Source organism: Terriglobia bacterium, from assembly GCA_020072645.1.
In the GTDB taxonomy this organism is placed as follows: domain Bacteria; phylum Acidobacteriota; class Terriglobia; order Terriglobales; family Acidobacteriaceae; genus Angelobacter.
Genome location: JAIQGK010000003.1, coordinates 203,029 through 224,063 on the forward strand (window position 1 = coordinate 203,029; position 21,035 = coordinate 224,063).

General features: G+C 54.6%; 19 protein-coding genes. 5 read left to right on the forward strand and 14 right to left on the reverse strand.

The window, feature by feature from the left end; translation table 11 throughout:
• Positions 1-38 precede the first annotated feature (38 nt).
• From coxB to LAO76_04400, 7 genes are all read right to left on the reverse strand, one after another.
• Entirely contained in the window at positions 39-1,067 is a 1,029-nt protein-coding gene (coxB, locus tag LAO76_04370; GenBank protein MBZ5490150.1) for a cytochrome c oxidase subunit II, read from the reverse strand.
• Positions 1,064-1,612, reverse strand: a complete 549-nt coding sequence (locus LAO76_04375) for a cytochrome c (GenBank protein MBZ5490151.1) — start codon at positions 1,610-1,612, stop codon at positions 1,064-1,066. The genes coxB and LAO76_04375 overlap by 4 nt, the downstream gene beginning before the upstream one ends.
• The gene (locus tag LAO76_04380) at positions 1,609-2,409 is read right to left on the reverse strand and encodes a quinoprotein dehydrogenase-associated putative ABC transporter substrate-binding protein (protein MBZ5490152.1); all 801 of its coding nucleotides are present in this window, start codon (positions 2,407-2,409) and stop codon (positions 1,609-1,611) included. The genes LAO76_04375 and LAO76_04380 overlap by 4 nt, the downstream gene beginning before the upstream one ends.
• Positions 2,390-4,081 (reverse strand): methanol/ethanol family PQQ-dependent dehydrogenase, encoded by a 1,692-nt coding sequence (locus LAO76_04385; protein ID MBZ5490153.1) that lies wholly within the window; start codon positions 4,079-4,081, stop codon positions 2,390-2,392. Before LAO76_04385 ends, LAO76_04380 begins: the two co-directional genes overlap by 20 nt.
• A gap of 299 nt (positions 4,082-4,380) precedes the next feature.
• Positions 4,381-5,283 carry a hypothetical protein gene (locus tag LAO76_04390; protein ID MBZ5490154.1) on the reverse strand — a complete coding sequence of 301 codons (903 nt, stop codon included), beginning with the start codon at positions 5,281-5,283 and terminating at the stop codon, positions 4,381-4,383.
• An 85-nt stretch (positions 5,284-5,368) separates the two neighbouring features.
• Complete coding sequence (locus tag LAO76_04395) at positions 5,369-6,163, reverse strand: heme-binding protein (protein MBZ5490155.1); 795 nt, start codon at positions 6,161-6,163, stop codon at positions 5,369-5,371.
• A 380-nt stretch (positions 6,164-6,543) separates the two neighbouring features.
• Positions 6,544-8,130 (reverse strand): NAD(P)/FAD-dependent oxidoreductase, encoded by a 1,587-nt coding sequence (locus LAO76_04400; GenBank protein ID MBZ5490156.1) that lies wholly within the window; start codon positions 8,128-8,130, stop codon positions 6,544-6,546.
• A gap of 412 nt (positions 8,131-8,542) precedes the next feature.
• Here LAO76_04400 and LAO76_04405 point away from each other — a divergent pair, with 412 nt between their 5' ends.
• Positions 8,543-8,890, forward strand: a complete 348-nt coding sequence (locus LAO76_04405) for a hypothetical protein (GenBank protein ID MBZ5490157.1) — start codon at positions 8,543-8,545, stop codon at positions 8,888-8,890.
• 167 nt (positions 8,891-9,057) lie between these two features.
• On the opposite strand, the gene LAO76_04410 is transcribed toward LAO76_04405, so the two are convergent.
• Both LAO76_04410 and LAO76_04415 read right to left on the reverse strand, forming a co-directional pair.
• Positions 9,058-9,210, reverse strand: a complete 153-nt coding sequence (locus tag LAO76_04410; protein MBZ5490158.1) for a hypothetical protein — start codon at positions 9,208-9,210, stop codon at positions 9,058-9,060.
• Between the two features lie 135 nt (positions 9,211-9,345).
• Positions 9,346-10,095 (reverse strand): HAD-IA family hydrolase, encoded by a 750-nt coding sequence (locus LAO76_04415; GenBank protein MBZ5490159.1) that lies wholly within the window; start codon positions 10,093-10,095, stop codon positions 9,346-9,348.
• A gap of 99 nt (positions 10,096-10,194) precedes the next feature.
• Here LAO76_04415 and LAO76_04420 point away from each other — a divergent pair, with 99 nt between their 5' ends.
• The gene (locus tag LAO76_04420) at positions 10,195-12,384 is read left to right on the forward strand and encodes a dehydrogenase E1 component subunit alpha/beta (protein ID MBZ5490160.1); all 2,190 of its coding nucleotides are present in this window, start codon (positions 10,195-10,197) and stop codon (positions 12,382-12,384) included.
• Between the two features lie 84 nt (positions 12,385-12,468).
• Here LAO76_04420 and LAO76_04425 read toward each other — a convergent pair whose 3' ends face one another.
• From LAO76_04425 to LAO76_04435, 3 genes are read right to left on the reverse strand one after another with little or no spacing between them, the layout of a single operon-like run.
• Positions 12,469-13,599 carry an aromatic ring-hydroxylating dioxygenase subunit alpha gene (locus tag LAO76_04425; protein MBZ5490161.1) on the reverse strand — a complete coding sequence of 377 codons (1,131 nt, stop codon included), beginning with the start codon at positions 13,597-13,599 and terminating at the stop codon, positions 12,469-12,471.
• A gap of 20 nt (positions 13,600-13,619) precedes the next feature.
• Entirely contained in the window at positions 13,620-15,203 is a 1,584-nt protein-coding gene (locus tag LAO76_04430) for an NAD(P)/FAD-dependent oxidoreductase (protein ID MBZ5490162.1), read from the reverse strand.
• Between the two features lie 3 nt (positions 15,204-15,206).
• Entirely contained in the window at positions 15,207-16,796 is a 1,590-nt protein-coding gene (locus LAO76_04435; protein ID MBZ5490163.1) for an NAD(P)/FAD-dependent oxidoreductase, read from the reverse strand.
• Between the two features lie 200 nt (positions 16,797-16,996).
• Here LAO76_04435 and LAO76_04440 point away from each other — a divergent pair, with 200 nt between their 5' ends.
• A complete protein-coding gene (locus tag LAO76_04440; protein MBZ5490164.1) occupies positions 16,997-18,283 on the forward strand; it encodes an aminomethyltransferase family protein in 1,287 nt (428 codons plus the stop codon).
• A 73-nt stretch (positions 18,284-18,356) separates the two neighbouring features.
• Here LAO76_04440 and LAO76_04445 read toward each other — a convergent pair whose 3' ends face one another.
• Positions 18,357-18,686, reverse strand: coding sequence for a DMT family protein (locus tag LAO76_04445; protein ID MBZ5490165.1), 330 nt, complete (start codon positions 18,684-18,686; stop codon positions 18,357-18,359).
• A gap of 8 nt (positions 18,687-18,694) precedes the next feature.
• A complete protein-coding gene (locus LAO76_04450) occupies positions 18,695-18,862 on the reverse strand; it encodes a hypothetical protein (protein MBZ5490166.1) in 168 nt (55 codons plus the stop codon).
• 64 nt (positions 18,863-18,926) lie between these two features.
• Between LAO76_04450 and LAO76_04455 the strand changes: the two genes are divergently transcribed.
• On the forward strand, positions 18,927-19,640 hold the full coding sequence (locus LAO76_04455) for a methyltransferase domain-containing protein (protein ID MBZ5490167.1): 714 nt from the start codon (positions 18,927-18,929) through the stop codon (positions 19,638-19,640).
• Between the two features lie 167 nt (positions 19,641-19,807).
• Entirely contained in the window at positions 19,808-20,998 is a 1,191-nt protein-coding gene (locus LAO76_04460; GenBank protein ID MBZ5490168.1) for an MFS transporter, read from the forward strand.
• Positions 20,999-21,035 lie beyond the last annotated feature (37 nt).

Genomic DNA, 21,035 nt, shown 5'->3' on the forward strand with positions numbered 1-21,035 from the left:
CGACCGCTGATTGCTCTGATGGTGTCACTACGTTCTCCTCATTTCAGTGTCTCCAAATATTCGAGCAGAGCATTCAGGTCGTCAGGCTTCAGTGGATTGGGAGGCATCTTGTTGCCCGGTTTGATCGACTGCGAATCCAGTATCCATCCGGCAAGATTGCCGCGATTGTTCGGCAGAGTGCCAGCTGCAATGGTCATACGGCTGGCGATATGGGTAAGGTCCGGCCCAAGCTTCCCACCCGATCCGTTGCCGCGAACGGTGTGACACATAACGCATGTGTGCGTAAGAAACACCTGCTCTCCTTGTTTGGCGACCTGGTCAGATGGCGATGCTGGGGTGCTCACCTGTTGTGCCAGCCACGCGTTGAACTTCTCCAATGGTTCTGCGACTACAAAGAAAGCCATATGCGCGTGCTGGTGGCCGCAGAATTCAGCGCACTGCCCGCGATATGTACCAGGCTGGTCGGCCTGGAGCCACACCGCATTCTGATATCCAGGAATCAGATCGCGCTTGCCATGAAGATTCGGGGCCCAAAAGCTGTGAATCACGTCTACAGAAGATGTCTTGATCACCACGGGCTGCCCTACGGGAACATGAATCTCATTCGCCGTGACAACTGTTTGGTCAGCTTGTGTTGCTTCATAGCGAACCTCCCACCACCACTGGTGGCCAATAACGTCAATGGTGACCGGATTTTTCGAGCTAAGGTTCGCGATGGCGTGTCCGGTGCGTACACTTGCCGTGAGCATTACAAACAGCAGCACAACGGTTAGACCAATGGCCCACGCGACGACCACGGTCATGCGGCGGTCAGCCTCCATATTTACCTGTGGCGGAATTTCCTGCACGGATTGCTTTGTGCGAGAGCGGAGAACCGCTGTGCCAAACCACCCCAGTACCACCAGGTAAACCGCGACTATGATCGAAAACATCAGCCACCACAGCCGCTCAATGCGTGCTGCCTGCAGGCCCTTGGAATCCAGCGCGCTCTGGTTTCCGTGGCAGGAAACCAGACACGCCAGCCCGCAGCAAAGCGCAACCAGCCAGAATGAAGATCGGCGCTTCATTTTTCTTTTTGCCCTGGTGGCACGTTAGTTTGCGGCTGATGTTCTTTCGGCGTTGAAGCTTCCGGCCGCTTGGTGTACATGTGATCTTCCCGCCCGGGAGAAACATCCTTAGGCAACTGGCCGCTTATGGCTCGCACGTAGGCCACAATCTCCCAAATTTGTGATTCCGGAATCTTGCCGCGGAAAGACGGCATCCCATTCGGGCGTCCTTCCACAATCGTTTCGTAGATGTTCTGCGGCTCGCTTCCGTAGATCCACTTGGCATCGAGCAAAGGCGGTCCTATCCCGCCACCACCATGCGCGTGGCAACCAACGCAGTTGTACATCTCATAAAGCTGCTTCCCCTGGCTCACGGAATAGGCGCTGTCTTCATAAGGATTGGCGTTAGGCTTGCGATCAGCGGAGTGTCCCGGAGCAATGTCACTCATCTGCACGCCTTCGCCTGTCTCATTCGAAGGTGTAGCTTCGCGGAAGTTGCGCTGCTCTCGCGCGCATCCGGCCAGCAGCAGCGCGGCTAATGCCAAAATGTGCCGCACCTTGTTCATTTCAGCCTCGCCTGCGTCGTGGCAGTCTGAAATTCTGGCACGGAGTACGTGCGAAGAATTCGCTCAATCTGTGCATGCTTCTTCAGCAGAGCGCGATCCAATTGGTCTTTAAGTTCGCGATCTGACTTGCGTACAGCGACGGCCATTGCGAAGCGAAATGGAAGCGCTGGTGGATCGAGTTCAGGGTTTACGGGACGCAGATCAAGAGCAACTCGCTGCCGGGCCGCATAGTAACCGGCAAGAGGACCCCATACGATAGCGACGTCGATTTTGCCCCGAGCCACAGCGCGAATAATTTCCTGGCTCTCGTCGCCGGCAACATCGAATCCCACGATATTCTGCGTGAGCTGGCGGCGGGAAAGCGCGCGAGCCGGCGGCGCGTAATCATCTTCGAGCACCTGGACACCAATTTTCATTTTGCGCAGGCGTGGATCGTCGAATGAATTCAGGTTGAGATGGCGATCTTTCCGCGTGACAAAAACGTAGCTGGAGCTGTAGTAAGGGCTTGTGGTAAGCACCGGACGAAACCGTACCGGCACACCTACCAGCACGTCGCAAACGCCTTTATTCAGGTTTTCCCGTACAAATCCGCGGCCCGCGCGCTGCCACACAAATTCAAGCTTGCGTCCCAGATCACGGGCCAGCAATTCAGCGATCCTGTTATCAAACCCTTGCCCCTGTCGATTCGAGAAAGGCAAATTGTCCGGATCAGCACACACCTTCAGCGCCGGCGAAGCTGCGGCAAGCGATGAAGCTGCAAGTATCACGCAGCACAATTTAAGGAAGCGCAAAAACATACAACTGGCCTCCTTTGCTGGTGTATTTAGGAAGCTCTTTCATAGCGCTCACGAATCCCAGCGCAGCTGTAGGATCGCGTGCATCCAATCCCCCGGAAACAATTGCTCCTGCCCAACCTCCTACCCCGGAGAGAACGGCTACATATTGCTTGCCATCGGGACCTTTATACGTAACCGGCTGGCCGATGATTCCCGATCCGGTCTTGAATTGCCAGAGTTCATCGCCTGTCTTGGCATTAACGGCTTTAAAGTAGCCGTCCATGGTGCCAAAGAAAACCACATCGCCAGCTGTAGCCAGCGCGCCGCTCCAGACCGGGAAACGGTCTTTGATTTTCCAAACCGCTTTGCCATTGACCGGATCCCATGCCGTGAACTCGCCGCCGTGTCCTCCCGGCCCGGCAAACATTTTTACATTCGCTCCTACGTATGGAGTTCCCGCGATGTAACTGACGGAAACATCCTCCTCGTCCTCACAGAGATTGTTGTGCGGCAGGTACAGCAGGCCTGTTCTGGGAGAAAATGCGGATGGTTGCCAATCCTTGGCGCCGGGTGCGCTTGGACATATTTCACGCGTTACTGATCCAAACCGGGGCTTCTTTTCATCGTTGTATTGCAGCAGCCCGGATTTCAAGTCCACGCCTTTGCTGGTGTTTACGTAAGCAAAAGGGCTGGCGGAAAGCGGCTGCCCGGTAGCACGGTCAAGCACGTAGATATAACCGTTTCGGTCCGGGTGAACGATAACCTTGCGCTGCTGCCCGTTGATGGGCAGTTCCAGCAGCAGGTTTTCATTCACGCCATCGTAGTCATAAAGGTCGTGCCGGCTGTACTGGTAATACCAGATTGCTTCACCGGTATCCGCATCGCGTGCAAAAATGCCTGCGGTCCATTTGTTGTCGCCAGGACGCTCATCGGAATTCCACGGACCCGGGTTGGCAGTGCCGTAAAATACCAAATTCGTTTCAGGATCATAGGAGATCCATCCCCACACCGTGCCACCGCCGATTTTCCATGCATCTGGCGGCCAGGTCTTCACTCCCAGGTCTTGTCCTTTATCGGAACTGTAGAAAGGTTTAAATCGCGGACCGATGAGCACATCTTTGTCCGGACCCGTGCTGTAAGCGCGCCATGCAATCTTTCCGCTGTGTGCGTCCACCGCCGTGAGCCAGCCTCGAACTCCGAATTCCCCGCCGCTGTTGCCCACCAGCACTTTGTCTTTCACCACGAGCGGAGCCATCGTGATGGTCTCGCCCTTGGTAATGTCGCCCAGCTTCGTCTTGTAAACTTCCTTGCCGGTTGTCGCATTCACGGCAACGGTGAAACCATCGAGCGTGTTGTAGTAGATATTTCCGAATGCGTAAGATCCGCCGCGATTGACCCAATCACAACAAGCTACGCCCTTGGCGGAAGGCGAGGGATCGGGGTTGTACTGCCATTTGATAGCGCCGGTTTTCGCATCGAGCGCGAATAAAGTATTTGGCCAAGGAGTGATGATATAGAGCGTCCCGTTTACATAGAGCGGCGCTGCTTCATGGCCGCGATCCATACCGGTCGAAAATGTCCAGGCTACTTTTAGTTGCTTTGCATTGTTGACATTGATTTGATCCAACGAACTATAGCGAGTGGAAGCATAGTCCTTTGCCGGACGGACCCATTGGCCGTCATCAGGCTCCATTTTTCCTGCATACACCGGGGCCGAGTAGCTGGACTCCGTTGCAGGAGGTTGCGTTCCGGCAGCACGGCTCTTGGAGTTTCCGCATCCGGATAAAACACACGCCACCACCGCCGTGGCTGCGATTAACCAGCAACGTGGGGTCCCGGATGTTCCTGCTTTTCTATCTTTGTAAAACAACTCTTGCATGGGCAACGAGTAAAACCTTTCAGCCAATTTATGTTGCTCTGCAGATTCGAGGGCATGCGGCCGGAGAACCGGGCAATTAATTCACAATGATGCTTTGAGGTTTATTCAAGTTGTCAGGCGCTGTGCAGTTCAGGGCGGAAGTGGTCTTCTGCAAATCTATGCATTAGCCTCATATCGTCAGGCTCATTTTTCATATTAAGAAACCATGCGCCAAGAAGCGCCAACAGGTCGTGAATGGCCCCTTGCAGCACAATGCCGGCAACCCTTACGTGTGCTTCGGATTCCTGGCGGTTTGCCCGATACGCTATGTCCATAGCAAGTGGAAGTACGCCGGCGAATGCGGATTGTGGATCATCTTCGTGAAAGTAATAAGTAATGGGAAATTGTGCCAGGTCATTGCGAATCTTTGTGATGTCTATGGCCAGCGCAATCACCAGCTGCTCGGTTTCCTGCTCAGGGATTGAGCTGATGCCAATCCGTTCCGAGCGATGGGCGTGATAAAGCAGGCTCAAGCGATGGGCCGCCGAACGACGATACTCAAGGATGGGGTAAATTGACAAAGCCCATGACAGACTCGCGGTAAGAAGAATAAAACCCATCACTGCCTCGCTTCCCATGGCAAAGCGCAGCCAGCGTGAATTTGTGTTGAAATCGCCGCCCACGGTAATCAGAGATCCCAGTGAGACGTTAACTGCGTCAAGAAACGATTGGTGTTGGCGTATGTCCAATCCCGGAGCCATAACAAAGGCAAGCTGCAGGAACGGCCGATAAACAATACCGAAGCCGCCTACGATCAATATGCCCCACACGAACACCGTGGCCACAAATGCTAAAGGGCCAGCCAAGCTCAGCCGCGAATGGTTAGCAGGAAACAGGCGACGGAATATATGCCACATTCGGAATGAAATAAATTCGGCAAGCACCCCACGACCGGAAGGATGAAACAACGTGTGAAACATGTCATGCAGCGCCAAGCTGACGATGAACAAACCGATCACAACTTGTAAAACAATCACAGGCAATTTTCCTTGCGAATTTATGCAACCTGGGCAAGATGGAGAGCAGAGCTGCCTAGATATTGCAAGCCAGGATTATCGGGCGTTATTTTCCGCTGGTCTTAAATTTCTCAGGCAGTTGCTTGATGATATCGTCGGGTGGCTTGCCGCCCTTGCAAGTGGGATGTCCAAATCCGCTGGCGCTTGCGCCGTTCTGTATGTCCAGAATCATATTGTCATTCTGGCCCGGCGCCACACCGTAGGGCACATGATCGAACCCAAGTTCATGGCGGACTTTCCACGCCACAATGTGGTCAGCGCAGGATGTGTCACCGCTTACTCCTAATCCTCCAACAACTTTTCCTTTTGCGTCATACAGTGCCAGGCCGCCGCCAAACACAACAATGCCGCCGATCGCCTTGCCGACCATAGGATCATTTGTTTGGCCAAATGCTTCCGGCGGACCCGCAAATGCCGCGAGTTGATTTGCCGAAGCGCTGGTTGTAAGGCTATAAAGGCTCTGGCCCGGCTGCGAAGGGGTGAATAGATTGGCCGTTGAGAATGCAAAGTTCGGCCCGCTGAGAGCGTTTGCGGTATTGGCCTTTTCGGCTGCAATCAGCCTGCTTCCCGGCCATTCGGCGGACCGATCAGGTCCGGAAAACACCACTGCACACACAATTCCATCGCGGTTTACCAGTGCCGCCCATCCCTGGTTTCCCATTCCGCTGTTGGATTCCTTGCCCTGTTTGACCACTGAGGTCAATGCGGTTTTCAATTTCTGATAGTCGGGTACGTTGGAGCATTTGTCATTGGTCTTCTGGGCCGCGACACTACACGCAAGCGCGCTAATCACCACAACGTTGAATGCGAATTGGCGAATGAAATGAAGCAACACTCTCATCGCAACCTCTGTTCCCATCACTTCAGTCAGTATGGATTCGCAGCAACGCAGCAGGGTTGACTCGGCATTCCATTCTTGGATTGGCTGCGAATAAAGGAGCGTTTCGGCTGAAATTCCAGCCGGCATATCCACTCACTCGATATCTTGGCTCGGCCGTTGCCCTGGCGATTGCCTCAACGAGAGGTTACGCAATGCCGTGAATGGATGGAACCAGGTGATCCGCAATCTTGCGGAGATGCCGGTCTTCATTTCTGAGTAAATTGCGATCACGGGCAGATGGCATCTGACTCTTTCAGTTCACGCGCCAGATTTGCCCTGAGCTGCACGGGGATAGGCTGCACAGAACAGAGAGACTGAGCAGTTCACGAAAACCGCTTTTGCTAATCGCCAACCGCTACTTGTTTCTTGTCAGCTATTGATAGAGGTTCTGGTTGCTTCGCACCCACGGGATTCGAAAACTCCAATCCTGCATCGTCAACGCGGGTCCATTTCAGGCTGATGCTGTCGCGGAAATAATTCTGATAGACGCGCCACGGTTTTTTGTGTCCCTGCTTGGGCCAACCGGCCAACGCGCGCTGAATATAGCCGGAGCTGAAATTCTCAACAAAAGGCGCAGCAGCGCTTTCGTCCACGGGCCGGGGGGTAACCTGGCGCACGCCTTTGCTGTCCATAAAATTCAAGAGCCGACAGACATAGTTGCAGATCAGGTCAGCCTTAAGAGTCCATGACGCATTAATGTAGCCGAAGACGGAAGCAAAGTTCGGCACGCCGGACATCATCACGCCTTTGTACGCCAGAACCTGGCCCGGGTCCACGCGCTCTTTGTCCACAGTGAGCTCCATCCCACCAAAGGCCTGCATGGCCAGGCCGGTGGCGGCAACGATGATATCGGCCTCAAGCTCTTTGCCCGATTTAAGCCGGATGCCATGTTCCGTGAAGGTCTCAATCTGGTCTGTGATCACGCTGGCGCGGCCCGATTTGATGGCTTCAAACATGTCCGCATCAGGAATCAGGCACATGCGCTGTTCCCATGGGCGGTAGCGCGGAGTGAAATGCGTGTCCACGTCAAAACCAGTGCCTAGCTGCTTGCTCGCCTTCTTGATGATGCCGCGTTTCACAAAGTTGGGAAAGCGCTGCGAGAGCTGATAGACGTACGTCATGAAGCCGACGTTTTTCCATCGGCTGAGCCTGTAAGCCCACATTGCCGGCATGATGTGGCGCAAAAAGTTGGCGATGCGGTCTTTTTCCGGCGCGGAAATCACGTAAGTAGGCGAGCGCTGCAGCATCGTCACATGGGCGGCGGTCTTGGCCATGGCCGGAACGAGCGTTACCGCCGTTGCGCCACTACCGATGATGACCACGCGTTTTCCGGCGTAATCAAGATCTTCAGGCCAGGCTTGTGGATGAAACATGCGTCCCTTGAAGCTGCTGCTGTTGGGAAACTCCGGCAGGTATCCGGCGGAATAGCGGTAGTAGCCGGCGCAACAGAACAGGAAGTTGCAGGTGAGGGTGACAGCTTCTTCTTTTATTTCAACCCCGCCCAAGGTTGTAGCGCCCGCAATGTTCTTGCCTGCACCCGAGGACGATGACTGCTTTACCGCTTCCACAGTCCACTTTGCATCTTCCGATGACCATGACGCCCGCTTGATCTGGTGGCGGAAGCGGATGTTGCGGTCAATGCCTTCGTCGCGGGCCGTTGCCGTAATGTATTCGCGAATGTCTGCGCCCGGCGAGATGGCTTTGGGGTGCGTCCACGGCCGGAACGAATAGCCCATGGTCAGCATGTCAGAGTCCGACCGGATTCCGGGATAGCGGAACAGGTCCCATGTGCCGCCAATGCGCTCACGCTGCTCCAGGATCACGTAGCTCTTTTTGGAGCAGAATTTCTGGAGGTGATGAGCCGCATCAATGCCAGAGAGGCCCGCGCCGACGATCAGGACGTCAAAATGTTCCGGGGTGGTTGCCAAGGGCTGCTCCCAAAAAAGCTCGTGGATAGGATGAACATACCACAGAGAGGAAGTGCGATTGCCAGACAGGATTGCCAAACAGCGCCGAAATTGAAAAACCTGACCGTTGATTTCACGGATGACACGGATCAGCACGGATTAGAGGCGATTAGTCCCGAGACGCTCTGGGAATCTTGTCGGCAGCTTCCGCTTTATATTCCGTCGGTCGCGACTGGCAAAATTCACGTAAATGACTTTAAAAAATTAAAAGAAATACAAGACTCACCGATGCGTTATCGAAAATATTTTCGTTTTTGCTATTGCTTTCGCCTCTTATTTGCGCGTATAAGCTTAAAAAGCAGGCTGCGCCGGTGCGTTAACACCGAACGCAGCCCTGACCAAATCGCCTTTACCCAATAGGAGAACAGGCAACATGGCTACATTTGACGTTACCAAAAAACTTGAGATTTATCACACCATCTACCGGCTGAACCGCTCGTTTGCCGCCATTGTGGCGCATTGCCAAACGCTGGAAGAAACGAGGTTTTTCCCGTCCAAATCCCTGCGCAATTTCCAGGGATTTACGCAGGAGCTGCAGGCGGAAATGAACCAGGAGTTTTTGGAAATTCTGCACGGTACAGAACTGGAAGACTGGAACCGCTATGGCAAGATCCGCCAGGCGCGGGAAAAGGAACTAGCCGATCCGGATGACGTGTTTATAAAAGCTGAAGAGCGGAGAAAAGAGTTGGCCAAACAGAAGAAGAAAACGAGACGTTCGTGAGGGAAGGCGCAAAACCTCACCACTGATCAACACCGATGACACTGATAGTTCAAAGGCGGGGGTGGCTCACGATTTCTTCCTTGTTACAGTGATGTTCAGGCGGGTTTCATGGGGTGAAAACTCCCAAATCCTGAAACCCGCGTTAAGCTGTTCCGCCAACCTGGTTTTTAGTCACGCGTTGTATCTGGGCTGATGATGTGGGTGAAGGCGAAGGTCTGATTCTGCGAACCTCTGACTTGTGCGGCCTCTTCAGGTGTGAGGATGCGAGCGCCAATGCGACTAAGCACTCTTTGACTCGGCTGCTGGTTTGGATTTGACATGGTGTTACTCCTTTCCCTTCGGCCAGTGGGCAACAGGTTAGCGAGTGACGGCGGGAAAATGCAACGCTATTGAGCACTATACAAGGGAAGGAGGTTCCCATTTTGGGAGCGAGACGATTCAAGCCTCCAGGCAGCTCACTCTGGGACGCGCTCAAAGGTGAGACGGCACTGCTCGCGATTTCCCAGCACGTCAGCTAGTTCGCGGGGGTGATCGATCAGCACATCGGGCGGCGCTTCTTGCAGGGTATGGGGTGCCAGGCCATAAGTCACGCCGACGGAATAAATCCCAGAGTTGCGGGCTGTAAGCATATCAATGTCTGAGTCGCCGATGATCACTGTCTCTTCTACGGCTGCGCCAGCTTCTTCCAGAAGAGCTAGCACGCCGGTGGGATCGGGCTTTTTGGTATGGAAGCTGTTACCGCCGTAAACCTGAAAGAAATACTGGCCAAGGCCGAGCGCTTCAACGATCGCGCGTGAAGGGCCGACGGGCTTATTGCTAAGGACGGCCATCTTCAGGGCCTGCGTTCCCTGGGCAGAGTTCGCGTCACGGCTTTTCTGGATAGCGTCAAGCGCTTCCTTTACGCCGTCATAAACATAAGTGTTATCGAGCTTGTGCTCACGATACCAGCTCATGAAATAAAGCACGGCGTCCTGGACAAAGCTTTCGTCGTCAGGATCGCCCAGGGAGCGGCGGACCAGCATGGGAGCGCCATCGCCAATATAGCTGGCGATGACTTCATGAGGCAGCTCCTTCTTGCCAAAGTGAATCAACATGGCATTGATGGAGTTGGCCAGGTCTTCGCGGGAATCGATCAGGGTTCCGTCGAGGTCAAAAATAAGCAGTTTGGCGGTGTGGCCCGGGATGGGGCGATTTTTGCGAATCATCCGTTTTCAGTATATCCCGGTAAACACCTTAGGATTTAAAATGTAAGGTACTCCTGAGTACGCCCCAAAACCCCACCCGTAGTCTTTTAGAGGAGAGCCATGGCTGTAACCAAGATTGAGTCCAAGAAGAATGCTTCTGCAGTGGCCGAGATGCCGGCGAAATCCGACAAGAATTATGAAGGGCTCAGCCGCCAGCAACTGGTGGAGATTTACCGGCTTATGTACCTTTCCCGCCGGCTTGACGACCGGGAGAAGGTGCTGAAAAATCAGCAGAAGATTTTCTTTCAGATTTCAGGCGCGGGACATGAAGCGTTGACCGTGGCGGCGGCGTTGAATCTTAAACCGAGTTATGACTGGTTTTATCCGTACTATCGTGACCGCACGCTCTGTCTGGCTTTGGGCATGACGCCTTATGAGCAACTGCTGGAGGGCGTAGGCGCGGCCGATGACCCGAACTCTGGCGGCCGGCAGATGCCTTCACACTGGGGACACAAGAAGCTCAACATTGTTTCGCAGTCTTCACCCACGGGCACGCAGTTTCTGCAAGCGGTGGGTTGCGCTGAGGCGGGTCGATATTTTGGCCGGCATCCGGAAGCGGCAAAGAAGCATGATGGCGATTACCGCCAATACAAGAATGTAACGTTCCAGGGCGACGAAGTTGTGTACGTTTCCGCAGGCGACGGCACCACCAGCGAAGGCGAGTTCTGGGAAGCCATGAACTCAGCCTGCAATCTCAAGCTGCCTGTCTTCTTCTTGATTGAAGATAACGGTTACGCGATCTCAGTCCCGGTGGAAGTGCAAACGGCGGGCGGAAGCGTTTCTAAACTGGTCAGCAATTTTCCGAATCTGCATTTGGAAGAATGTGATGGAACTGACGTAGTTGCTTCATACGCCGCATGCAAACGCGCGGTGGATTACATTCGCTCCGGCAAGGGGCCGGCAATGGTCCACGGGCATGTTACGCGCCCGTATTCGCATTCACTTTCAGATGACGAGAGGCTCTACCGTCCTGATACCGAGCGCGAGAAAGACGCAAAGCGCGATCCTGTGACGCGGCTGCAAATGTTTTTGATTCGCGAAAACATTCTGGATGAAGCCGGCGTAAACAAACTGGAGAAATCAGTAGACCAGGAAGTGGAAGCCGCGGCTGACCAGGCTTTGAAGGCCGCGTTTCCCACTACCGACTCGATTTACAACCACGTATATTCCCATGACCTAGATCCGCGCAAAATGGCCACTGAACCGCAGTCACAAGGCGGCGACAAGACCATGGCTGACCTGATCAATGCCTGCCTGAAAGACGAGATGCGCCGCGATGATCGCATTGTGGTATTTGGGGAAGATGTCGCAGACTGCAGCCGCGAAGAATATCTCAAAGAAAAACAGATCAAGGGCAAGGGAGGCGTATTCAAGCTGACGTCCGGCCTGCAGATGGAGTTTGGCGGCGAACGCGTGTTCAATTCTCCGCTGGCGGAAGCCAACATTGTGGGCCGCGCCATTGGCATGGCCACGCGCGGTTTAAAGCCGGTGGTGGAAATCCAATTCTTTGATTACATCTGGCCTGCGTATCATCAAATACGCAATGAACTCTCTGTAATGCGGTGGCGCTCGAATGGAAACTTCTCCTGTCCGGCGGTGATCCGCGTGGCCATTGGTGGCTACCTGACCGGTGGCGCCGTGTATCACTCACAGTGCGGAGAAAGCCTCTTCACGCACAATCCGGGACTGCGAGTGTGTTTCCCGTCGAATGCGCTTGACGCGAACGGGCTGCTGCGAACTGCGATTCGCTGCGACGATCCTGTCATCTTTCTGGAACACAAGCGTCTCTACCGTGAAACTTTTGGCCGCGCACCATATCCCGGCGCCGATTATATGATTCCGTTTGGCAAAGCGAGAATCGTGAAAGAAGGCAACGATCTGACGGTAATTACGTATGGTGCAACTGTTCCCCGCGCGTTGCAAGCGGCGCAGAAAATTGAACGCGAGCAGAACGTAAGCGTGGAACTGATCGATTTGCGCACGCTGAACCCATATGACTGGGAAGCGATCGCGACGTCTGTCAGCAAGACCAGCCGCGCTCTGGTAGTGCATGAAGACACGCGCAGTTGGGGATACGGAGCCGAGATTGCAGCACGCATTGCCGACGAGCTTTTTGAAGACCTTGACGCTCCAGTAAGGCGGGTGGCCGCGACTGATACGTTTGTCGCGTATCAGCCGATTCTGGAAGACGTGATCCTACCGCAGTCAGAGGATTTGTTTAGAGCCATGGAGAGTCTGGCGAAATTTTAAAAAAGCTTTTACCACAAAGGGCACGAAGGAACACGAAGATCATAGGAAAAATACGGCCTTCGTGATCCTTTGTGCTCTTTGTGGTTAAGTTTTGTTCCCAACCCGCTCCAGCACAAATCGGTCCAGCGCGAGCAGCAGTTCTTCGCGATTGGAATACGGTCCCGGTTGATAACCCTTGGAACTGATTCCTTGCTGCGCCAGATCAGAGAGTGCCCAGTCCTGTTTGTTGGTTATGTCCCAGAATTCAATTGCATCTTGCGGATTGAAGCCAGATTTGCGGATTTCGTCAGGATGAAAGTGCCACTCGCAGATGACCTCCGTCTGGTCTGCCGCGCGCGGCCACATGGTGAATGTAAGCATGTAGTCGGGATGCAGATTTAAGAAGAAGTTGGGGAGCAGGCAGTAATAGTAAACGTGGCGTTGGTCGTCGACGCTCAGGCCGGGCAATGAGCAGCGATTCGTTGTGCCGTCCATAGTTAAGGTTTGCACGCCATCACGCAGGTCCATGCGACCGCCTAAATATGTTGGCTGCGGTGGTTCGTTGTCGCCGCTCATGTAGTGCGATTGCTTCTGCAACAGCGGATGCACGATAGGACAGTGCAGGCACTCAGAATAATTCTGGATGATCAGTTTCCAGTTTGCCTTGAGATGATAGACGCGTCGCTCGACCATCTGAAGCTCCGCCATGCGCCACGGCGCGAACTTTTTGTCGAGCCCGGCCAGATGCTGCTCGAACGGAATGGGCCGCGCTGAAAGATTGATGAAGATATGCCCATCCCAGACCCCGGTTGCGACGGCGTTCAGCGGATAATCGGCTTCGCAGAAGCCCTGCACTTTTTCCATGTGCGGCGCGTTCGCCAGCGTGCCGTCGAGTTTGTAAGTCCAAGCGTGATATTGGCATTGAATGCGTCCGGCAAATTTGCCTTCTTCCTGCTGGCATAGCATGGTGCCGCGATGGCGACAGACATTGTGGAACGCGCGTATGTTGCCCTGTTCGTCGCGCGCGATGATCACGCTGGCATTGGCAAACTGACGCAGAAAATAATCGCCAGCGGCCGGAATCTGGTTGATGCGGCCAGCGCAGAGCCACATGTCAAAATGAATTGCCTCCATCTCGCGCTGGAACCATGCTGGATCAGTGTAATAACTCTGCGGCAGCGTCATGGCTTCAGAGACAGCGACTGCGGGCCGGGTATTTGAATAGGGCGTGGACATCTGTTTTGCTCAGCTTAGCTCTATTGACGCAACTGTTTCAATATTTCCCGTGCTGCGTTGGCACCCGAGCCACCAGTTAATCCCGCACCGGGATGTGTGCCGGAGCCGCATAAATAAAGGTTTCGTATCGGCGTGTTGTAGCGCGCCCAGTCGAGCAGAGGGCGCATGGTGAAAAACTGGTCGAGCGCGAGTTCGCCATGGAAGATGTGACCACCGGTCAGGCCATAGGTGGTTTCCAGGTCTTTCGGCGTGATGATCTGGCCGTCTTCCACCAGCGAAGGCAAATTCGGCGCGTATTCAGCCAGCGTCTTTACAACGGTTTCGCCAAGAGCGCTGCGCTGGCTGTCCCAGTCGGTAGTCTTGAGCTTGAACGGCGCGTATTGCATGTAAACGGACATCACATGCTTGCCGCTGGGCGCGAGCGTCGGATCCGTGAGTGAAGGAATCGTGACTTCAAGATACGGATGTGGTGAGAAGTTGCCGTATTTTGATTCATCAAACGCGCGCTCAAGGTAATCGATCTCGGAGCCAATGTGGATGCGGCCGCGCAGCGAAGCATCATTGCCGTCGAGCGCCATGAATCTGGGCAAAGCAGATAAAGCCAGATTTACTTTCGCCACCGTGCCCGGCATGCGGATGTTTTGCAATTTCATCACGAAATCTGGCGTGAGATGTGTGGGATCGACCAGAGTAAGCATCGTGCGACGAGGATCGGCGTTGGAGATGACAATTTTGGCAGAAACCTCTTCGCCAGCGGCAAGAACCACTCCCGTCGCGATGCCATCTTTCACGCGGACTTCTTTCACTTCTGCTGACGTGCGAATCTCCGCGCCTGCTTCCTTGGCCGCCGCCGTCATGGCCTGTGTAATTGCACCTATACCGCCGACCGCAAAGAATGACGAACCTGCCGGATGCGAATCACCCGCGGCGCGAATGAGCAGCACCAGGCTGCTACCCGCCGACCACGGGCCCATGGCTGTTCCAAAGATTCCTCTGGCTGCAATGGTGGCGCGCAAAAGTTCGGTCTCAAAAAATTCAGCCACGAGATCGGCCACCGCCATCGGTCCCCAGCGCAGCAGCCGGTACATATCTTTCTTGCCCAGCTTGCGCAGAGCGCGTCCGGTCTGGAGCATGGCCCAGAGATCGCCACGACTCGGATCATCAATGTTGGGCGGCGCGAGCTTCAGTGCGTCGCTGATCACGCGGCCAATCTTTTCCAGCGACTGCTGAAACACTGGATAGTGTTCTGCGTCTTTCGCTGAGAACTTTGCGATCTCCTGTGCCGCTCGCGCGGCATCGTTATAGAGAACCAAGGCGCGGGCATCGGGCGTGAGCGCTGTGACTGCCACTTCCGGAGTGATCAGCTTCAAACCGTGCCGTGCCAGTTGCATGTCGCTCACGATTTCCGGCAGCAATGGGCCGGCAGAGTGCGCGAGCGTGGCGCAGCGGAAGCCGGGAGAGAATTCTTCAGTGATAGCCGCGCCGCCGGTTTGCGCACGGCGTTCCAGCATCAGCGGCTTGAAGCCTGCTTTCGCCAGATAGAAGGCAGTTACCAGCCCATTGTGGCCGCCGCCGATGATGATTACGTCGCGAGTCTCAGCCATTGGCTAGCTGGCTCCGTCTTTCAGGATTTCCAGCGCCGCCAGCCGTCCGGGTGCGCCCATAATGCCGCCGCCGGGATGCGTGGCTGAGCCGCACATGTAAAGGTTCTTGATGGGCGTGCGGAACTGCGCGTAGCCTGGAACAGGCCGCAGGAAGAAAAGCTGTTCCAGCGAAAGCTCGCCCTGAAAGATATTTCCTTCGCTCAATCCGAAGTCGCGCTCCAGGTCCAGCGGAGTCAGCACCTGCTTGTTCAGGATGATGCTCTTCAAATTCGGCGCGTACTCAGAGATGGTGTCGATCACCGTATTGCCAAATGCTTCGCGCTGGTCGTCCCAGTTCAATCCCGGGCGCAGCTTGTAGGGCGCGTACTGCACAAAGCACGACATTACATGCTTTCCCGGTGGAGCTACAGAAGGATCAGTCAGCGATGGAATTACCATGTCGATATACGGCCTGCGCGAGAAGTTGCCGTACTTGGCATCGTCATACGCGCGTTCCATGTATTCCACGCTGGGCGAAATGGAAATCGCGCCGCGCAGATGCGCCCCGGAACCGGGCAGGCATTTAAAGTCTGGCAGTGCGTCCAGCGCGATGTTTACCTTGCCCGACGAACCACGAAATTTATACCGCCGCACGTCTTCCAGAAATTCTCCCGGCAGTTGGTTCTCTTCTATGAACTTGATGAACGTAAGCCGCGGATCAACGCTGGATGAGATCACATCGCCGTGGATTTCATCACCATTTTGCAGCACCACGCCCTGCGCACGATTATTCTTTACGATGATCTTCGCAATCGGCGCTTCTGTGCGGATCTCTGCGCCCAGTTCACGCGCAGCGTCGGCAATAGCGTTGGAGATAGCCCCGGTCCCACCGCGCGAAAATCCCCAGGAGCGGAAAGCGCCGTCAATCTCTCCCATGTAATGGTGCAGCAGTACATAGGCGGTCCCGGGCGAGCGTACGCCAAGAAATGTTCCGATGATGCCCGAAGCCGACATTGTCGCCTTGAGCACGTCGGTTTCAAACCACTGGTCCAGAAAATCGATGGCGCTCATGGTCATCAGTTGGACCTGGTTGTATTTGTCCTCGCTGCTCATGCCCTGAAAGCGCTTCCCGATAAACAGCATCTTCATGAGTTCACGCGGATTCAGAGTCGAAGGATCGGGCGGCACCATGCTCAGGATCGGCTTAACAAAGCGGCACATGGCCTGCATAGCCTTGCCGAACTCTTCGTAAGCTTCGGCATCAACTTTTGAGTGGCGCGCGATCTCACGGCGCGACTTACCGTGGTCGTTCACGCGCCACAGGTAATCACCATTGGGCATCGGCGTAAACGTGCCATCCAGCGGCAGGATTTCGAGACCATGGCGCGGCAAATCGAGGTCGCGAATGATCTCGGGCCTCAAGAGTGAGACCACATATGAGCAGACGGAAAACTTAAAGCCAGGAAAAACTTCTTCTGTCACCGCGGCACCGCCGAGCACGTGGCGGCGCTCCAGCACCAGCACTTTCTTTCCGGCGCGAGCAAGGTAGGCGGCATTGGTAAGGCCGTTGTGGCCACCGCCGATCACGATTACGTCGTATTTGTTTGAAGCCACTAGCTTCGAGCTCCTGGCTTCTGGCTCAATCAGAACAGAAGCAGTTTCATCGCAAAAGAGTGTAACTCGTAGGGAAAGCTGTGTGCGTGCTACGCCGAGTGGCTCAGAGGCCACTAAAGAGGACGCTCCATTGGATCAAGCGACGCATATAGACAAATGATTTTAACATCCCGCATCGGCAAATAGTTGAGATATCCCACATGGTGTTATCTGTGTCATTCGCGGTGTGGTTTCGTATAATCAAAAAGTTCCGCAGCTTAAATTCTGAGGTTTTTCCTTTGCCCGTCGGTACCGCATTTCATGATCGCACGTTTGCCTTGTGCCATAGCCTGAATTATCGGGAGTGGTCAGGCTTTTACACGGTCAGCAGCTATGAAGTGCACCATGAGCATGAGTACAACGCCATCCGCAACGCCGCTGCGCTGATCGATATCACGCCGCTGTACAAGTACATCGTGGAAGGCCGTGACGCAACCAAACTGGTGAACCGCGTGATCACGCGCGACATCAACAAGGTGAAGCCGGGCCAGGTGATTTATTGCTGCTGGTGTGACGAGCAGGGAAAAGTCATTGACGATGGTACGATTACGCGGCTGGCGGAAAATAAATATCGCTGGACGGCCGCAGATCCTAGCCTGCGCTGGTTTCGCCAGAACGGGCTGAACATGGATGTCCAGATTGAGGACGTCTCAGAAAAAGTTGCCGCGCTCGCGCTGCAAGGTCCGACCTCAGGTAAGCTGCTCAAGAGCGTTGCTGAAGCGGATCTCGCGAACCTTAGATATTTCCGCATGACCAGTGGGAAGATCGCTGGCGTGCGGGTGGACATTTCTCGCACAGGATACACGGGCGATCTGGGCTATGAAATTTGGGTGCCGCTCAACGATAGCCGCGATGCCGTGAAAGTCTGGGACGCACTTATGGATGCGGGCCGCCGCTTTGATATTCATCCCGCCGGCATGCTGGCGCTCGATGTTGCACGCGTTGAAGCAGGATTGTTACTGATTGAAGTGGATTACATCAGCAGCAAGAAAGCGCTGATACCGGAGCAGAAGTATTCTCCGTATGAACTCGGCTTTGGCAAGATGGTCCATCTGGATAAAGAGAACTTTGTAGGCAAAGCCGCGCTAGCCCAACAAAACAGAAGTGGCGTCGCGCGGCAGCTTGTCGGGCTGGAAATGGATTGGGTGGAGATTGAAGAGCGCTATGAAAAATTTGGACTTACCCCCGCGGCTCCAGCGCAGGCTTCCCGCGTCCATGTGCCGGTGTATCTGGGCGGCAGGCAGGTAGGCAAAGCCACTTCTACCACGTGGTCGCCCCTGCTCAAAAAAATGATTGCGCTCGGCAGTGTGGAAACGGCCCATTCACAGCCGGGAACGAAATTGCAAATGGAAATTACGATTGAAGCGGTCCGGCAGAAAGTTACGGCCAAAGTGGCGAAGCTGCCGTTTTTCAATCCAGAGCGGAAAACCAAAACGCCGATCGAATAGAGACGTGGCATGCTACGTCTTTGGCTAAGATAACCGACGACCGGTCAAAAAATGATGTCATTCAAATCGATTTCTACCACTTCTTAAAAATAAAGAATGCCGCCACCACGATAAAGAAAAATCCCACCGCATAGTTCCACTTGATGTCCTGCTTCAAATACCAGATTGAAAATCCTGAAAACACCACAAGAGTGATGATTTCCTGGATCGTCTTGAGCTGCGCGGCGTTGAAGGTATGGCTGCCAATACGGTTGGCCGGCACTTGAAAGCAGTATTCAAAGAAAGCGATTCCCCAGCTGATGAGCGTGACCTTCCACAGCGGCACGTTCTGGTATTTCAAATGGCCGTACCACGCGAAAGTCATAAAAATATTGGAGAAAATTAACAAGATGATTGTGGCCATGCGTGTCCTTATCCCATTCCAAGGTCCGCTGACGATTCCAGAGGCGTGCCGCAGACGCGGCAGATCACGGCAGAGCAGTCGCCACAGGTGAGCGGGTCGGTAATTTCTCGGGCGCAGTTAGGGCAATAAAGCGCGTCATGCGACTGCGTTGCGTGATTTTCAGGCGGCTCTGCCATGGTTCGATGTCAGACAGTTCGAGTCCAATTGAGTGAGTGAAACATTTCAATGTAGCATAGCAACATGGACTCTAAAGTCGACAATCTCCCCTCCGTGGCCGATCAAAAACTGCAACAGGAATTTAACCAGTGGGCTGCCGCTGGCCGTGGCGATGAAATGGAAAGCCACCACTCAGACATTACAGAACAAACGCTCGCGCTGATGGATATCCATTCCGGTGACCGCATCCTGGATTTGGGCTGCGGCACGGGATGGGCCTCACGCCGTATGGCCCGCATTGCGACCACCGGTGAAGTTGTTGGTCTGGACGTGGCGGATGAAATGTTGCGACGCGCTGAGCAGTTATCGTCCGCATTCAGGAATGTCCGCTATGCCTGGGGATCGGCGGAAAACATTCCTGAGGCCGACAATACTTTCAACAAAGTGCTTTCCGTGGAATCTTTTTATTACTATGCCGATCAAGATAAAGCGCTGGACGAGCTGCGCCGTGTGATGGCGTCCGGAGCAAAGCTGTTCATCCTGATTAATCTATATAAGGACAATCATTACTCACTTCGCTGGGTTACAGAGCTGAAAGTCCCGGTGCAGGCGCTCTCAGAGTCGGAATACAAAACGCTGCTGGAAAAACATGGCTTCACCAACGTTGAAGCCCGGCGCATCCCGGACCGCAGCCCCACGCCTGAGACATATTCCGGCAAGTGGTTCAAAAATGCCGAAGAATTACGTGACTTCAAGAAAATTGGAGCGCTGTTGCTGATCGCAGAAAAGCCGCATTGAAAAATAATTGAGCTCAAGGGTGTGGTACGCTCAAACTCTGCATGATTTTTTGAGCGAAACATTTCTTGCGTAAAACCAGGACACCTTTGGACAGCCCCGCACAAACCAAACCGGCTTCCGTAGCAACGGCTGCAACCTCGACCGGTGCAAACGCCGTCCGCCGCACTCTGGCGGCGTTCCATTACCGTGATTTCCGCATTCTCTGGCTCGGATCGTGTACCTCCAGCATCGGCACGTGGATGCAGAACGTGGCCGAGAACTGGCTTGTCCTCTCTTTGAGCGGTTCAGCGTTTTATCTTGGGCTGGACGCGTTTCTGCAGCAGTTACCGATCATGCTCTTTTCTCTCATCGGGGGAGTGTTGGCGGACCGGTTCGATCGCCGCAAGACGCTGCTGGTATCGCAATACATTCAAATGACGACGGCCTTTACGCTGGCCACACTGGTTTTCTTTGGCTTGAGCCACGTCTGGCCGATCATGGTGCTGTCATTTATTACCGGCTCGGCCCAGGCCTTTGGCGGACCTGCGTCCCAGGCGCTGGTTCCTACGTTGGTGGAGAAGAACGATCTTCCTAACGCGATTGCGCTCAACTCGATCCAATTCAACCTGGCCCGCGTTGTAGGACCGCTGCTGGCCGGTGGCGCGCTGGCAATGTTTGGAATGACCTCCTGCTTCTCCCTCAACGGATTCTCGTTTGTAGTTGTGATCGTGGCATTGATGATGCTGCACGTAAAACATACGCCGCCAGCGGCGCCACGGCGGATTCACGAAGAGTTGCGCGGCGGCCTGTCTTACGTCCGGCACCAGGGCAGCTTGCTGGCACTTACTGTCCTGGCGTTCACCACAACATTTCTTGCCTTCGCCGTGCTGACCTTTCTGCCGCTCTTTGCAAAACAGGTGTTTCATCAGGGCGTGGGCGAATATACACGGCTGATGGCATTCTCAGGTTCTGGTTCGGTCGTGGGGGCCATTGTTGTGGCCTGGCTGGGAAGCTACAGGCGAATGGGGCGCACCGCCCTCGTTGTCCAGGCGCTGTGCGGTCTGTTGATCGCCATGTTCGCGCTCTCCCGCGCCTTGTGGCTGAGCGATGTTCTTCTCTTCTTTACCGGCGCCGCGCTGATCATCGTTTTTGCCACCGTCACGTCGCTGGTGCAGTTGGTTGTGCCCAATGAACTGCGCGGGCGCGTGATGAGCATTTATATGGTGGCGTTCCGGGGCGGCATGCCTCTGGGAAGCCTGGTGAGCGGCTATTTCGCCAGCAAGTTCAGCGCTCCGGCAGTGCTTGTGTGTAACGGCATCCTACTGGTCGCGGTGGCAACATATTTTCTGGTTCGCAGCCACGGCGTAAGAGAGCTGTAGGTGTTGCGGCCTTTCTGTTTTACGGCGTAGCTCCACT